At 53.8% G+C, this 14,551-nt stretch carries 13 protein-coding genes; 8 read left to right on the top strand and 5 right to left on the bottom strand.

Translation table 11 applies throughout. The annotated features are described in order from the left end of the window. Positions 1-233 precede the first annotated feature (233 nt). The 4 genes from IEY11_RS07065 (at position 234) to hydF (ending at position 4,280) form a co-directional block, all read left to right on the top strand. Positions 234-491 carry a TM1266 family iron-only hydrogenase system putative regulator gene (locus IEY11_RS07065; protein ID WP_110436788.1) on the top strand — a complete coding sequence of 86 codons (258 nt, stop codon included), beginning with the start codon at positions 234-236 and terminating at the stop codon, positions 489-491. After that, complete coding sequence (gene hydE, locus IEY11_RS07060; protein WP_188886180.1) at positions 484-1,530, top strand: [FeFe] hydrogenase H-cluster radical SAM maturase HydE; 1,047 nt, start codon at positions 484-486, stop codon at positions 1,528-1,530. Before IEY11_RS07065 ends, hydE begins: the two co-directional genes overlap by 8 nt. Positions 1,531-1,601: 71 nt before the next feature. Further along, complete coding sequence (hydG, locus tag IEY11_RS07055) at positions 1,602-3,050, top strand: [FeFe] hydrogenase H-cluster radical SAM maturase HydG (RefSeq protein ID WP_188886179.1); 1,449 nt, start codon at positions 1,602-1,604, stop codon at positions 3,048-3,050. Between the two features lie 12 nt (positions 3,051-3,062). After that, positions 3,063-4,280 (top strand): [FeFe] hydrogenase H-cluster maturation GTPase HydF, encoded by a 1,218-nt coding sequence (gene hydF / locus IEY11_RS07050; protein WP_188886178.1) that lies wholly within the window; start codon positions 3,063-3,065, stop codon positions 4,278-4,280. A 237-nt stretch (positions 4,281-4,517) separates the two neighbouring features. Here the strand turns inward: hydF and thiD are convergent, their stop codons facing one another. Further along, positions 4,518-5,315, bottom strand: coding sequence for a bifunctional hydroxymethylpyrimidine kinase/phosphomethylpyrimidine kinase (gene thiD, locus IEY11_RS07045; RefSeq protein WP_188886177.1), 798 nt, complete (start codon positions 5,313-5,315; stop codon positions 4,518-4,520). A 1-nt stretch (position 5,316) separates the two neighbouring features. After that, positions 5,317-6,210, bottom strand: a complete 894-nt coding sequence (locus tag IEY11_RS07040; RefSeq protein WP_188886249.1) for a radical SAM protein — start codon at positions 6,208-6,210, stop codon at positions 5,317-5,319. A 178-nt stretch (positions 6,211-6,388) separates the two neighbouring features. Here IEY11_RS07040 and metF point away from each other — a divergent pair, with 178 nt between their 5' ends. From metF to IEY11_RS07025, 3 genes are read left to right on the top strand one after another with little or no spacing between them, the layout of a single operon-like run. Continuing rightward, the gene (gene metF, locus IEY11_RS07035) at positions 6,389-7,249 is read left to right on the top strand and encodes a methylenetetrahydrofolate reductase [NAD(P)H] (protein WP_110436794.1); all 861 of its coding nucleotides are present in this window, start codon (positions 6,389-6,391) and stop codon (positions 7,247-7,249) included. Further along, entirely contained in the window at positions 7,246-7,890 is a 645-nt protein-coding gene (locus IEY11_RS07030) for a vitamin B12 dependent-methionine synthase activation domain-containing protein (RefSeq protein ID WP_188886176.1), read from the top strand. The genes metF and IEY11_RS07030 overlap by 4 nt, the downstream gene beginning before the upstream one ends. A gap of 5 nt (positions 7,891-7,895) precedes the next feature. Beyond that, positions 7,896-10,268: a homocysteine S-methyltransferase family protein gene (locus IEY11_RS07025; protein WP_188886175.1), complete on the top strand. Its 2,373-nt coding sequence runs from the start codon at positions 7,896-7,898 to the stop codon at positions 10,266-10,268. Between the two features lie 232 nt (positions 10,269-10,500). Here the strand turns inward: IEY11_RS07025 and IEY11_RS07020 are convergent, their stop codons facing one another. Beyond that, entirely contained in the window at positions 10,501-11,499 is a 999-nt protein-coding gene (locus IEY11_RS07020; RefSeq protein ID WP_118285766.1) for a helix-turn-helix transcriptional regulator, read from the bottom strand. Then, entirely contained in the window at positions 11,492-12,016 is a 525-nt protein-coding gene (locus IEY11_RS07015; protein ID WP_188886174.1) for an O-acetyl-ADP-ribose deacetylase, read from the bottom strand. The genes IEY11_RS07020 and IEY11_RS07015 overlap by 8 nt, the downstream gene beginning before the upstream one ends. A gap of 129 nt (positions 12,017-12,145) precedes the next feature. Here IEY11_RS07015 and IEY11_RS07010 point away from each other — a divergent pair, with 129 nt between their 5' ends. Further along, on the top strand, positions 12,146-13,198 hold the full coding sequence (locus tag IEY11_RS07010; RefSeq protein ID WP_118761201.1) for a tyrosine recombinase XerC: 1,053 nt from the start codon (positions 12,146-12,148) through the stop codon (positions 13,196-13,198). 215 nt (positions 13,199-13,413) lie between these two features. On the opposite strand, the gene pyrB is transcribed toward IEY11_RS07010, so the two are convergent. Beyond that, a complete protein-coding gene (gene pyrB / locus IEY11_RS07005) occupies positions 13,414-14,478 on the bottom strand; it encodes an aspartate carbamoyltransferase (protein WP_188886173.1) in 1,065 nt (354 codons plus the stop codon). Positions 14,479-14,551 lie beyond the last annotated feature (73 nt).

The raw sequence follows: 14,551 nt of genomic DNA, 5'->3' as shown, positions 1-14,551 counted from the left end.
TTTTTGCGAAAATAATTCTTTGCACAAAATCGTCGGTTTTGCTTGCGGGTCTGCCGACTATCCTCTATAATAGATGTAGCGATCCTGACAGTAAGCCTCTGCGTCCGCAGATTCTGCATGAAAGGAGCCGTCCATATCGTATTGCAGCGTTTCTTGCACGGAAGCGCCGTTTATATCTGTATCGGACTGCGTCTTTCAGAGGACGCAGTTATTTTTTATTCCGAGGTGTTTTTATGCAAACAAGAGTTGCCGTCATGGGAATCGTGGTAGAGAACACGGATTCTGTGGAACGGCTCAATACCCTGCTGCATGAGTACGGCAGCTATATCATCGGGCGCATGGGTATTCCCTATCGAGCGCGCAATATCAACATTGTGTCCATCGCCATTGATGCGCCGCAGGATGTGATTTCAGCTTTGTCCGGCAAAATCGGCAATCTGGACGGCATCAGCGTCAAGACCGCGTACTCCAATGTGCAGAGCGATGAATAAGGAGAAGCAGCTCATTGACCGGCTGGAAGCGCAGCACAGCCTGTCAATAGAGGAATACGAATATCTAATCGAAAACCAGAGCGATGAACTGGCAGCCTATGCCGCAGAGAAAGCGGTTGCCTTACGAAAACAGGTATACGGTACGGATGTGTACATTCGCGGACTGATCGAAATCGGCAATATCTGCCGCAACGACTGCTATTACTGCGGTATCCGGCGTTCCAATCCTGCGTGTGACCGCTATCGACTGACCGAGGCGCAGATACTGGACTGTGCCCGGGAAGGCTATGCGCTCGGCTTCCGCACTTTTGTCATGCAGGGCGGCGAGGACAGCGCATTCTCGGCCGATGTGGTTTGCCATCTGGTACGACAGATCAAGGCAGAGTTCTCAGACTGTGCAGTAACGCTGTCGCTCGGAGAGTTCCCTCGTGAAGCCTATCAGGCGATGTTCGATGCTGGCGCGGACCGTTATCTGCTCCGTCACGAAACCGCCGATCAGGCGCATTATGAAAAGCTGCATCCGGCGCAGATGTCGTTTGACAACCGTATGCGCTGCCTTCGTGATTTGAAAGACATCGGCTACCAGACCGGCTGCGGCTTTATGGTCGGCTCGCCGTATCAGACGGCACGAACACTCGCTGAGGACTTAAAGTTCATCGAAGAATTTCGGCCGGAGATGTGCGGCATCGGCCCGTTTATTCCGCAGAAGGACACACCGTTCCGCGATTTTCCGGCCGGAACGTGTGAGCAGACAGTGTATCTGCTGTCACTGCTGCGGCTGATTCAACCGAATTTGCTGCTGCCCGCCACAACGGCGCTCGGCACCATCCGGCCGGACGGCCGCGAGCGCGGACTGCAGGCTGGTGCAAACGTAGTGATGCCCAATCTGTCTCCGCTTGGGGTGCGAAAAAAATATGCACTGTACGACGGCAAACTTTGTACCGGCGAGGAGGCTGCACAGTGCATCGGCTGCCTGTCGCGCCGTGTGGCGTCGGTCGGCTGCCGGATTGTTACCGCACGCGGAGATATTATCCGATAAGTGATACATTTTAAGGGACTCTGACGGAAAGAGTAATCCTCTGACCGCAAGATAAGAAAGGAAAACGAAAAATGGCTCAGTACAACCCGAAATCACTCCATGCAGAGGAGTTTATCAACCATGAGGAAATCCTTGAAACGCTGAAATATGCCGAGGAGAACAAACACAACATCGAGCTGATCGACAGTATTCTGGAAAAGGCCCGTCCGCAGAAAACGGCCACCGGCGTACACTGTGCCGGTCTGACGCATCGCGAAGCCTCTGTGCTGCTGGCCTGCGATATCCCCGAGAAGATTGAGGAGATGTATCAGCTGGCCGAGGAGATCAAGCTGGCGTTCTACGGCAACCGTATTGTTATGTTTGCACCGCTGTATCTGTCGAATTACTGCGTAAACGGCTGTGTTTACTGTCCGTATCACGCAAAAAACCGCCATATCACTCGCAAAAAGCTGACGCAGGAAGAGGTTGCCCGCGAGGTTATCGCGCTGCAGGATATGGGTCACAAGCGCCTTGCCATCGAGGCCGGTGAGGACCCGGTCAACAACCCGATTGAGTACATTCTCGAGTGCATCAACACCATTTACTCCATCAAACATAAAAACGGTGCGATTCGACGTGTCAACGTCAACATTGCGGCGACAACGGTCGAGAACTACCGCAAGCTGAAGGACGCCGGCATCGGCACTTACATTCTGTTTCAGGAGACCTACCACAAGCAGAGCTACCTTAAGCTGCATCCGGCAGGTCCGAAGCACGATTACGACTACCACACCGAAGCAATGGATCGCGCGATGGACGGCGGTATCGACGACGTTGGTCTGGGTGTTCTGTTCGGTCTGGAGATGTACAAGTACGAGTTCGCCGGTCTGCTCATGCACGCCGAGCATCTGGAGGCTGTACACGGCGTTGGTCCGCATACTATCAGCGTGCCGCGTATCAAGCGCGCGGACGATATTGACCCGGATGTATTCGACAACGGCCTGAGTGACGGGCTGTTTGCAAAGGTTATCGCGTGCATCCGCATTGCCGTGCCGTACACCGGCATGATCATCTCCACCCGCGAGAGCCAGCAGGTGCGTGAGCGGGCGCTTGGTCTGGGTATTTCGCAGATCAGCGGTGCTTCCCGTACTTCGGTCGGCGGCTATGAGGAAGAGGAGCGTCCGCACGACTCTGAGCAGTTTGATGTATCCGATCAGCGCTCGCTCGATGAGGTTGTTCACTGGCTCATGCAGCTTGGGTTTATTCCGTCGTTCTGCACCGCCTGCTACCGCGAGGGGCGCACCGGCGACCGTTTCATGAGCCTGTGCAAGAACGGTCAGATTCTCAACTGCTGCCACCCGAACGCATTGATGACACTCGCGGAGTATCTGGTCGATTACGCAAGCGAGGACACCAAGCGCGTTGGCATGGAGCTGATTCAGGAGGAACTTAAAAAAATTCCGCGCGATAAGGTACGCGAAATTGCAGCCGAGCATATCAAGGATATCTGCAGCTCCAACCGCCGTGATTTCCGCTTCTAAGGAGGGTTTCCTATGGGACTGAACGCACAGCCCTCCGGCGAGCGCGTACACATCGGCTTTTTCGGTCTGCGCAATGCGGGTAAATCCAGCGTGGTAAACCGCGTGACCGGACAAACACTGTCCATTGTTTCCGATGTCAAGGGCACAACCACAGATCCGGTGCAGAAGGCGATGGAACTGCTCCCTATCGGTCCGGTGGTTATCATCGACACGCCGGGCATTGATGATGAGGGCACGCTCGGTGAGGAACGTGTCCGCCGGGCGCTCCGCGTGCTGGAAAAGACGGATATTGCGGTTCTTGTCACGGACAGCACGCGTGATTTGCAGCCTGCAGAGCAGGAACTGCTCGAATTGTTCCGCAAGCGGGAGATTCCGTTTGTCATCGCGCACAACAAGGCGGATTTGACTTTGGTTCCTGCCGCCATGCCGGAAAACGAGATTTACGTCAGCGCAGCAGCCGACAGCAATATCCGTGAACTCAAGGAACTGATCGCACGAGCCGTCAAGCCGACCGAGCCGAAAAAACGTCTGGTAGCTGACCTGCTTGCGCCGAATGACACAGTCGTACTGGTCGTGCCGATCGACTCAGCCGCACCGAAAGGCCGGCTGATCCTGCCGCAGCAGCAGACCATCCGCGATATTCTGGAAGCAGGTGCGATTTCACTTGTCACCCGCGAAACCGAGTTGACCCGCACGCTGGAATCCCTGCGGGAGCCGCCGCAGCTGGTTATCACGGACTCGCAGGCGTTCGGCATCGTGGACAAGCTGGTGCCGAAAAATGTTCTTCTGACCTCGTTTTCCATCCTGTTTGCCCGATACAAAGGCAATCTGCGGCAGGCGATTCTCGGTGCTGCACAGCTGAATTTCTTGCAGGATGGCGATACTGTGCTCATCTCCGAAGGCTGCACGCATCACCGCCAGTGCGGCGATATCGGCACGGAAAAACTGCCGAACTGGATTCGCAGGTTTACCGGCAAGGATGTGCAGTTCTCATTTACCGCGGGCAATGAGTTTCCCGAGGACGTGAGCAAGTACGCGCTTGTCGTGCACTGCGGCGGCTGTATGCTGAACGTGCGGGAAATGCAGTATCGTCTGCGGCACAGCGCCGAGCGGAATGTGCCGATGACCAACTATGGCATTGCCATCGCTCATATGCACGGCATTCTCGATCGTGCACTTGCTCCGTTCCCTGATCTACATCAGGCATGGAGCAGCACCGCAAACAGATAAAACACGGGGCGCCCTGCAAAACAGCGCGCAAGAAAAGACGAGTAAGTTTCCCTGAAAGGGGTTTGCTTACTCGCCTTTTTTGTTTAGATTAAGGTGTGAAATAAAAACGATGTAGCGCAAATGAGCGCAGGGGCAAGAAGCCTTCTTCGGCTTTTCGTCCCTGTGTTCTTTGCGCTTTTTCCTGATTACATTTTGAAAGATTGAAATGCTTGATCTGCACCGAGAATGTGCCGCAGTTCACGCATGCCGGTTCTCCCAATTCGCAATGCGGTGCTGCAGCGGACCGGAACCGTGACCAAGAGCCAGCTTGAAGTCAATGCAGGCGGTCAGATACCGCTTGGCCCGCTTGACGCTGCCGATGAGCGACATGCCCTGTGCCAGTCCGCATGCGATTGCACTGGATAGCGTGCAGCCGGTACCGTGTGTGTTCGGGTTGTCAATACGCGGCGCGGGAAGCCAGTGCATTTCTGTGCCGTCAAACAGCAGATCATCTGCGCAGTCTGCCAGATGACCACCCTTGACCAGAACGGCGCCGCCGGTCTTGCCGACGATTTCGCATGCCGCCTGCTCCATATCTTCACGATTGGTGATGTTATGGCTGCAGACAGCGGCTGCCTCATGCAGATTAGGCGTTACCAGAGTGCACAGCGGGAACAGCTCCTCCTGCAGAACCTTTGCCGCATCGTGATGCAGCAGCGCGGTACCGCTTGAGGACATCATTACCGGGTCGAGTACGATATTCTTGGCGTGGTACGCCTTCAAGCGCTCCGCTACTGTGTGAATAATCTCTGCGTCATACAGCATGCCGACCTTGACGGCATCCGGGAAAATATCGTCAAACACACAGTCAATCTGTTTGCCAACCAGTTCAGCGGAAACCGGCTGCATACCGAATACACCAGTGGTATTTTGTGCACACACGACAGTGATAACGGCCATGCCATACACGCCGAAGGCTTCAAAGGTTTTCAGGTCGGTCTGAATACCTGCGCCGCCTGTCGGGTCGGTGCCTGCAATGCTGAGAACGGTTTTCATGTTAATTTTCCTCCAATCCTGTGCCGTCAAAGGCGGGAATAAAACTCTCGCTGATGGATTCGTCCTGCTGAAAAAAACCGCCGAGTCCAAGCTCACCGAACAGCGTACAGGCATTTGCGTACTCCTCTGCGGTGATGGTGCGGTCAAGCTCGGGATAATCCTGCATATCAAACGGCGTGTACTGCCGCATAAGGCTGACAAGCACGCTGTCGCCCCATCGAGAGGCAATATCCCGAAGCACCTGCGCGGTGTCGCCGGCCAGTCCGGGCAGCATCAAATGCCGGATGACGGTGCCGCGCTTCAGCAGACCATTTTGATCAAACTGCGGTGCACCTGTCTGGCGTACCATTTCATCAATAGCCGGAACGGCGAACTCACGGTAATCCTCCGCATGCGAGTACAGACCTGCATAGTAGCTGCTGTAATACTTGTAATCCGGCAGATAGATGTCAATGTGACCATCGAGCAGCTGCAGCGTTTCCACCTGCTCATATCCGCTGGAATTGTATACAACAGGAAGCGAAAGCCCCTGTTTCCGGGCAATTTGCAGCGCTTCGATAATTTGCGGCACATAATGGGCGCCGGTAACAAGGTTGATATTATGCGCACCTTTTTTCTCCAGAGAGAGAAAGGTTTTCGCCAGTGCATCTGCCGTAATGTTCTGTCCCTCGGCCTCTCTGCGGCTGATCTTGCGGTTTTGGCAGAACACACAGCCGAGCGAGCAATGAGAGAAAAACACCGTGCCCGAGCCATTTGTACCCGAAATCGGCGGCTCCTCCCACATATGAAGCGATGCGCGTGCAGCTTCGATTTCGATGCCTGCACCGCAGGCTCCGCGGCTCTTTGTGCGGTCTGCGCCGCAGGCGCGCGGACACAGCTGACAGTTCTTAAGCATATCGGTCAAAATAATCCCTCCGATACGTTATATTATATCGTATTTTTGTCTGGAAATAAAGTGGGGAAATGTGATATAATAAACACTACGGCTTTGGAACGTATAGAATTTTCGCGCGAATCAAAATCGTGTCTTTTTTATTAAACAGAAATACGAGTAGAAACATAGGAGATGCAACATGAAGGTTTCCCAACTTTTGAATCAGGATAAAGTAACCCTTTCTTTTGAGGTATTCCCGCCCAAGACCAGCAGCAGCTATGAGTCTGTCGCACACGCAACACAGGAGATTGCGGCGCTGCGTCCGGACTTTATGAGCGTTACATACGGTGCAGGCGGCGGCACAAGCGAACACACTGTTAACATCGCAGCAGATCTCAAGAAAAAGTATGATGTTACCGTTCTGACCCATCTGACCTGTGTTTCCTCTACCCGTGAGCACGTTGCAGCGATGGTAAAAAAGTATAAGGATGCCGGTATCGAGAACATTCTTGCACTGCGTGGTGATATTCCGGAGGGCGGTGCTCCGCATTCTGACTACCACTATGCCGCTGAGCTGGTACGCGATATCAAGTCGCAGGGCGATTTCTGCGTCGGCGGCGCCTGCTACCCGGAGGGTCACGTTGAGGCAGCCAATAAAACCGAGGATATTCTGCACCTCAAGGAGAAAGTAGACGCAGGCTGTGAGTTTCTGACTACGCAGATGTTCTTTGATAACAACATCATGTACAACTTCCTGTACCGCATTCGAGAAAAGGGTATTACGGTTCCGGTTGTTGCGGGCATTATGCCGGTGACGAATGTCAAGCAGATCAAGCGTATCACTTCCATGTCCGGCACCTACCTGCCCGAACGCTTCAAGGCCATCGTTGACCGTTTCGGCGACAATCCGGCGGCTATGAAGCAGGCAGGCGTTATCTACGCGACCGAGCAGATCATCGACCTGATTGCAAACGGCGTCAACCATATCCATGTTTACTCGATGAACAAGCCGGAAATTGCCGCAGGCATTCAGTCCAGCCTGTCGGAGATTCTCAAGTGATTGAACTGGATAGATCGGAAGCCATTCGCTACATGGGCTATCACGGCACGCAGCCGGATGAGGCAGTACAGGCCAGCCTGACACGATGCGGTGAAGCACTGCAGCAGGCGGCAGAACCCAGGTCGATCTACCGCGTGTTTCCGCTGCAGCATATTGATGCGCAAACGTTCGAGATCGCAGATGTACAAATTTACAGCAAAAATCTGGCACGTAATCTGCAGGGTTGCAGCGAGGTCTGTCTGATGGCAGCAACGCTCGGCATCGGACCGGATCGCCTGATTGCCCGCGCGTCTGCAGTCCGGATGAGCGACGCGGTGATCTATCAGGCGGCGGCAGCGGCCATGGTCGAGACCTATTGCGATGAGGTCAACGAATGCATCCGGCAGGAAGCCGCTCAGCGCGGCATGTACTGCCGCCCGCGGTTCAGTCCCGGCTACGGCGATTTTCCGATCGCACACCAGCGGGATTTCAGCCGCCTGCTGGATACGCCGCGCAAGATTGGCTTGACCGTGACCGAAAGCTGTCTTCTGGCACCTATCAAGTCGGTAACGGCGGTAATCGGTCTGTCTGAAACACCGCAGCCGTGTCACCGCAAGGGCTGTGAGGAATGCGGCAAGACGGATTGCGCTTACAGGAGATGAAAAGAATGAAACTGACCGAACGACTGGGAAAAGAATGGATATTTTTCGATGGCGGCATGGGCACCATCCTGCAGGAGCACGGCTTAAAAGCCGGTGAACTGCCGGAAACGTGGAACCTGTCCCATCCGGATGAGATTATTGCGCTGAACCGCAGCTACTTTGAAGCCGGCTGTGATGTGGTGAACACCAACACTTTCGGTGCAAATGCCCTCAAATATCCGGATAACCTGCAGGAAATCGTACAAGCTGCAGTTTCGCATGCAAAAACCGCGCGTCAGCAGGCAGGCCGAGAGGATGCCTATATTGCGCTCGATATTGGCCCAACCGGCAAGCTGCTGCAGCCGATGGGCGATCTACCGTTTGAGCGTGCGGTTGAGCTGTTCGGCGAAACCATCCGTATCGGCGCGAAAGCCGGTGCGGACCTCGTGCTCATTGAGACCATGAGCGACAGCTACGAGGCTAAGGCGGCCGTGTTGGCTGCCAAGGAAAACTGCGATCTGCCGGTGCTCGTAACGCTGATTTTCGACGAAAAAGGCAAGCTGCTGACCGGCGGCACGGTGGATTCCACGGTTGCCATGCTCGAGGGTTTGCGCGTAGACGCGCTCGGCGTTAACTGCGGTCTGGGACCGAAGCAGATGCATCCGATCATCGAACGACTGACGCAGATAAGTTCACTGCCAATCATCGTCAACCCGAATGCCGGTCTGCCGCGCAGCGAAAATGGCAAGACGGTATTCGATATCGCGCCTGCCGAGTTCTCCGACCTGATGGAAGAAATTGCAGGCATGGGCGTGCAGGCGCTTGGCGGCTGCTGCGGCACTACACCGGAGCATCTGCGGCTGACCATCGAAAAGTGCCGCAAAGTACCGTTCCGACCGCCGGTAGCCAAGCGCCGCACGGTGGTCTCCTCGTTCTCGCAAGCCGTGGAGATCGGGCCGAAGCCGGTTATCATCGGCGAGCGTATCAACCCGACCGGCAAGAGCAAATTCAAGGCAGCTCTGCGCGAGAATAACATCGAGTACATCCTTGGTGAAGGCATGGCGCAGGAGGACAGCGGCGCGCATATTCTTGATGTCAACGTCGGTCTGCCTGAAATCGACGAACCCGTGATGATGGAGCGCGTTGTTACGCGCCTGCAGAGTGTTATTGCGCTGCCGCTGCAGATTGACACCTCGGATACCACCGCAATGGAGCGCGGCATGCGCCTGTACAACGGCAAGCCGATGATCAACTCGGTCAGCGGCAAGATGGAGAGCATGGAAGCTGTGTTCCCACTTGTACGTAAGTACGGCGGTGTTGTTGTTGGTCTGGCACTGGATGAAAACGGCATTCCGTCCACAGCAGAGGGCCGCATCCGGATTGCAAAGAAGATTTACGATACAGCGGAGAAATACGGTATTCCGCATGAGGATATCGTGATTGACGGTTTGGCGATGACCATTTCGTCGGATAGCGGTTCGGCTCTCGTAACGCTCGAAACGCTGCGCCGCATTCGCGATGAGCTGCACGGTCACTCTATTCTCGGCGTATCGAACATTTCGTTCGGTCTGCCGCAGCGTGAGATTGTCAACTCGAACTTCTTCACGATGGCGATGCAGAGCGGTCTGTCTTGTGCGATCATCAACCCGAATAACGAGGCGATGATGAGGTCGTACCGTTCCTATCTGGCGCTGGCCAACCTGGATGAGCAATGCGCAGGCTACATTGCGGCCTACGGCAACCAGCCGGCAGCGGCGGCTCCTGCAGCAGCAGGCGGCACGGCGATGCCGCTTGCGGAGAGCATTGAACGCGGCTTGCGTGAGCGCGCGATCGACGCGGCAAAGGAAATGCTGCAGACGGTTCCACCGCTCGAAGTTGTCAACAACGAGCTGATTCCGGCGCTTGACCGCGTCGGCAAGGGTTTCGAGAAGGGCACCGTATTCCTGCCGCAGCTGCTCATGAGCGCAGAAGCGGCCAAAGCGGCTTTTGAGGTCGTAAAGGACGCGATGAAGGGTGAGAGCCAGCAGATCAAGGGCAAAATTATTCTTGCGACCGTCAAGGGAGATATTCACGATATCGGCAAGAATATTGTCAAGGTTTTGCTGGAGAACTACGCCTATCAGGTGCTCGATCTCGGCAAGGACGTTCCGCCCGAGGTGATCGTTGATACCGCTATCAAGGAAGATGTTCCGGTGGTCGGCCTGAGTGCGCTGATGACGACGACGGTTGTCAGCATGGAAGAGACCATTAAACAGCTGCGTGAGAAAAAGCCGGGCACCAAGGTCGTTGTCGGCGGTGCCGTGCTCACACAGGAATACGCAGATTCCATCGGCGCGGACTGCTACGCGAAGGACGCTATGGCAACCGTGCATTATGCAGATTCCGTATTCGGCGTATAAGATAAGAAAAAGAGACTGTATCACCGATACAGTCTCTTTTTTATGAAATTAAGCGGCGTCTTCGAGTTCTTCAAGCGCCTCCTGCTTGGTGTCGGCAGAGAAAAGAAACGCGCCGGTTCCGTCATATACTTCAATGTGTCCGTTTACATATTCGAGAGTGCAGTTCATCTTGCGCATCCCCTTTCCTTTTGTTGTACATAGTATAACAAAAGGAAAGTACGTTAAACGGTACTTAGTCTATGAATTTGTGAATCTGCTTTTCAAACGCTTCACAGACCTCCGGTGGGTTTACAATGCGTACATCGCCTTCCAGACTGAACACCCAGGAAAAAAACTGCGGACTGACGACAACATCCACATCCAGATAAAAATGTTCGTTATCCGCCGGAAACAGACGCAGACTGCTGCCAAAGCGGTCGAGCATGACACCGATAAAGCGGTTCAGGCATTTCAGCTTCACGGTTTTCTCCTCGCCGGAGAACATGCCGAACACCTTACGGGAGTAGGCTGCCGCGTCAAACCGATCGTCGAACAGCTGTTTACCCTCACGAGGCAGGTCGGTCTGCACAAGTGAATCCATCTTATCTACGCGGTAGTGGCGGATTTCACCGGCATCGTGATCGAAGGCAATCAGATAGTAATTTTCATTGTCCCACGTCAGTGCCCACGGACTGACGCGGTAGCGCGCACCATCTCGGCGGTACTGCTTTTGAATGCGCGGACTGGCAGAGAAATTCAGCACCCAGTTGAAATAGCGAAACGTAATCTGGACATTGTTGGATATGGCCGCATGCAGCGCATCAATATTGTAGTAAATCTGCTCATTAAGCGTTTTCACACGTTCGGAAACATACACCTGACGCTGGAGCGTATGTGCTTCATGGTCACTGGTGAGGTGCTCGATTTTGCCGATGAGCTCGTTGGATTTTTTCTCGGTGATAAAGCGGGAGCACTGAATTGCATCCACGAGCAGCTTGAGCTCGGGCAGTTCAAACTCGCGCGACGCGACGTAATAGCCGCCGCCGGTACCTCTCTGACAAATTACATCCAGACCAAAATTCTGGAGTGCTTCGATGTCCGAATAAATGCTTTTGCGCTCAGCGGTAATGCCGCAGCGCTCGAGCGCCGCACGCAGTTCATCTGTGGTGAGTTTATGGTTCTCATCCGTTCGCTGCAGCAGGATTTGGTATAAATACAGCAGCTTCAGCTTTTGATTCGGATTTTTAGACATGGTTAGCCTCCCATTCAGAAAGCGCGTTTTGATACGCCGAAAGCGTGGTTCCATCAAAGCAGATCATGCTTACCTGCTCAATTTCTGCATGAGTTGAGAGATATTCCTCAATCGTACGAATAGCGATTTCAGCGGCACGGTTCAGCGGAAAGCGATATACACCGGTGCTGATGGACGGAAACGCCACGGTTTTGCAATTTAATTCAGATGCAATGCGCAGGCAGTTTTGATAGCAGCCTGCCAGCAGTACCGCCTCACCCGCATGTCCACCGCGCCAGATTGGTCCCGGTGTATGAATGACATACCGACATGGCAGACGATATGCTCGTGTTGCTTTGGCTTCGCCAGTCCGACAACCGTCGAGCGTGCGGCATTCCGCCAGCAGCTCCGGTCCTGCCGCTCGATGAATGGCACCGTCCACACCGCCGCCGCCCAGCAGGGACGTGTTGGCAGCGTTTACAATCGCATCTGTCGTGCATTGGGTAATATCTCCGCGCTGAATAAAAATTCGGCTCATCAGCCATGCCCCTTCCGTGAAGTTGTTGGCTTTATTATACGTTGTTTTTCCGAAAATTGCAAGTTTGACGCCAATTGAAGAATGCGTTATAATAAATACAGTATCACAGCAGGCGAGGAGAGCGCAGCAATGGACAAGCCGATGAACGAATACGCCGCAGACGCACCGCGCGTTTTGCGGGATTTTTTAACCTATATTTCCACAATACGCGGCAAATCCGCAAAAACCGCACACGAGTATTATCTTGATCTGCGGCTGTTTTTTCGCGTACTCAAGCACAACAAAGGCGCAGTCGATAAAAATCTTCCGCTTGATGAGATCGACATCAGCGACATTGATCTGGATTTTATCCGTGATATCACGCTGTCGGACACCTATGATTATCTGGAATACATGGCGCAGAGCCGCCCAACTCAGCAGAACAGCAACCACACCAATTACGGATTGAGTGTCAACTCGCGTGCACGCAAGGTCTCTGCGATACGCGCATTTTTCCGGTATTTGACCGATAAACAGCATGTTTTAGAGGTCAATCCGGTCAGCGGACTGGAAGCGCCGACTGTCCGTAAATCTCTGCCGACTTATCTTACAACGGACGACAGCGTGCGGCTTCTGGAATCTGTCACCGGCCCGTATGCCGAGCGAGATTACTGCATCCTGACGTTTTTCCTTAACTGTGGCATGCGTGTTTCCGAGCTGGTCGGTCTGAATCTGACCGACTTCAAGGACGATACCGTGCGCGTGCTCGGTAAGGGCGGCAAGCAGAGGACGGTATTTCTCAACGATGCGTGTCTCGCCGCGCTCGAGCAGTATCTGCCCAAACGCCTGGAGCCGAACGAGCAGGACGCGGACGCGCTGTTTGTCAGCAAAAAGCGCAACCGTATTAACGTACAGACGGTCAAGTGGCTGGTAAAGAAATATATCGGTCAGGCTGGTCTCGATCAGAAAAAATACTCTGCGCACAAGCTGCGTCACACAGCAGCAACGCTCATGTATCAGAACGGCGTGGATATCCGCACGCTGCAAAGCATTCTTGGTCACTCGAGTGTGGATACGACCATGATCTACACCCACATCGAGAATGAAAACATGCGCGAAGCTGCGGCAAGAAATCCGCTGGCGGAAATCCGGCCGAACGGTGAGCGTGTGCCTGTAAAACAGCCGAAAAACAGCGATAAGTAACATAAAAGGGCGCGCTGCAAAATAGTGCGTAAGAAAAGACGGGTAAGTTTTCCCGAAAGGGATTGCTTACTCGTCTTTTTGCTTTATGATTAGGTGTGAAACAAGATCAAACCACCCATTTTTGAAAACAAACGCAGGGACGAAATGCCTTATGCGACCTTTCGTCCCTGCGTTCTTTGCGGACCTGTTCTGCAACAGACTCTTTATTTTTTTTATTACAGCTGCATCTCCAGCGCGGCATCACAGTACGGACAGCGGTCACCGACCTTGCCGTGCAGCGGTACATACAGCTCGCTTCGCGTAATGCACTTGTGGTTGGAGCAGCGGATGCCGGGATCTGCACCGATTTCATGATGACCGGCACGCTCGAACGGCAGCTTGGACAGCGTCAGCAGCAGTGCCATACGGCCGAACATGCCGAACCGCGCCTGGCGGAAGTAGACCGCACGCGGATCATCATCCACGTCCTGTGCAATCTCATCAACACGCGGCAGCGGATGAAGCACCAGCATGTCCTTCTTGGCGCGCTTCATCTTCTCAGCAGTCAGCTGATAATTGCCTTCAAGGTTTGTGTACTCCTCTGCCGTGACAAAGCGCTCGCGCTGAATGCGGGTCATGTACAGCACATCCAGCTCGGGAAGAACTTCATCAATGCTGTCTACCTCGCAGAACGGCATATTGTTGTCTTTCAGGAATTTTACCATATAGTCCGGCAGCTTGAGTGCATCAGGTGCAATCAGATAAAACTGTACATTATGATACCGCTGCAGAAAATGCAGCAGAGAATGCACGGTACGGCCGTACTTCAAATCACCGCACAGGCCAATCTTCATATCGTCAGCCGAGCCGCGCATACGCAGAATGGTAATCATATCGGCAAGCGTCTGGGTCGGGTGCAGATGACCGCCGTCGCCGGCATTGATGACAGGCACAGACGAGTACATTGAAGCTACCTTGGCTGCGCCCTCTCGCGGGTTGCGCATGACGATCATATCCGCATAGCTGGATACCATGTTGATAGTATCCTTGAGCGTTTCGCCCTTGGACGCAGAAGTGGCGTTCGGATCGGAAAAACCGACAACACTGCCGCCCAGTCTCATCATTGCGGTGGAAAACGACAGGTTGGTACGGGTAGAAGGTTCATAAAACAGGCTGCCCAGCACCTTGCCGCGGCAGGCATCTACATAGCCCTCCGGTCGGTCGATAATATTGCTGACCAGCTTGTACAGATCGGAAAATTCCTTTTCCGTTAAATCACATAAATCAATAATATGGCGCATGCAAACTCCATTCCTTTCTACGGTACAGTCGCCCTATTTGTTATTTGTCACTGTTAATGATAGCACAAATGAA

This window comes from Butyricicoccus faecihominis, assembly GCF_014648015.1.
Lineage (GTDB): Bacteria > Bacillota > Clostridia > Oscillospirales > Butyricicoccaceae > Agathobaculum > Agathobaculum butyriciproducens.
The sequence above is the reverse complement of the archived record's forward strand: the minus strand, read 5'-3'. Positions and strand labels throughout refer to the sequence as shown.

Excerpts from the sequence above, each read along its gene's own strand:
- hydF (WP_188886178.1), top strand. The coding sequence starts at position 3,063 with ATGGGACTGAACGCACAGCCCTCCGGCGAGCGCGTACACATCGGCTTT.
- IEY11_RS07040 (WP_188886249.1), bottom strand. The coding sequence starts at position 6,210 with ATGCTTAAGAACTGTCAGCTGTGTCCGCGCGCCTGCGGCGCAGACCGC.
- IEY11_RS07020 (WP_118285766.1), bottom strand. The coding sequence starts at position 11,499 with ATGTCTAAAAATCCGAATCAAAAGCTGAAGCTGCTGTATTTATACCAA.
- IEY11_RS07010 (WP_118761201.1), top strand. The coding sequence starts at position 12,146 with ATGGACAAGCCGATGAACGAATACGCCGCAGACGCACCGCGCGTTTTG.
- metF (WP_110436794.1), top strand. The coding sequence starts at position 6,389 with ATGAAGGTTTCCCAACTTTTGAATCAGGATAAAGTAACCCTTTCTTTT.
- IEY11_RS07065 (WP_110436788.1), top strand. The coding sequence starts at position 234 with ATGCAAACAAGAGTTGCCGTCATGGGAATCGTGGTAGAGAACACGGAT.
- IEY11_RS07015 (WP_188886174.1), bottom strand. The coding sequence starts at position 12,016 with ATGAGCCGAATTTTTATTCAGCGCGGAGATATTACCCAATGCACGACA.
- hydG (WP_188886179.1), top strand. The coding sequence starts at position 1,602 with ATGGCTCAGTACAACCCGAAATCACTCCATGCAGAGGAGTTTATCAAC.
- hydE (WP_188886180.1), top strand. The coding sequence starts at position 484 with ATGAATAAGGAGAAGCAGCTCATTGACCGGCTGGAAGCGCAGCACAGC.
- IEY11_RS07025 (WP_188886175.1), top strand. The coding sequence starts at position 7,896 with ATGAAACTGACCGAACGACTGGGAAAAGAATGGATATTTTTCGATGGC.
- pyrB (WP_188886173.1), bottom strand. The coding sequence starts at position 14,478 with ATGCGCCATATTATTGATTTATGTGATTTAACGGAAAAGGAATTTTCC.
- thiD (WP_188886177.1), bottom strand. The coding sequence starts at position 5,315 with ATGAAAACCGTTCTCAGCATTGCAGGCACCGACCCGACAGGCGGCGCA.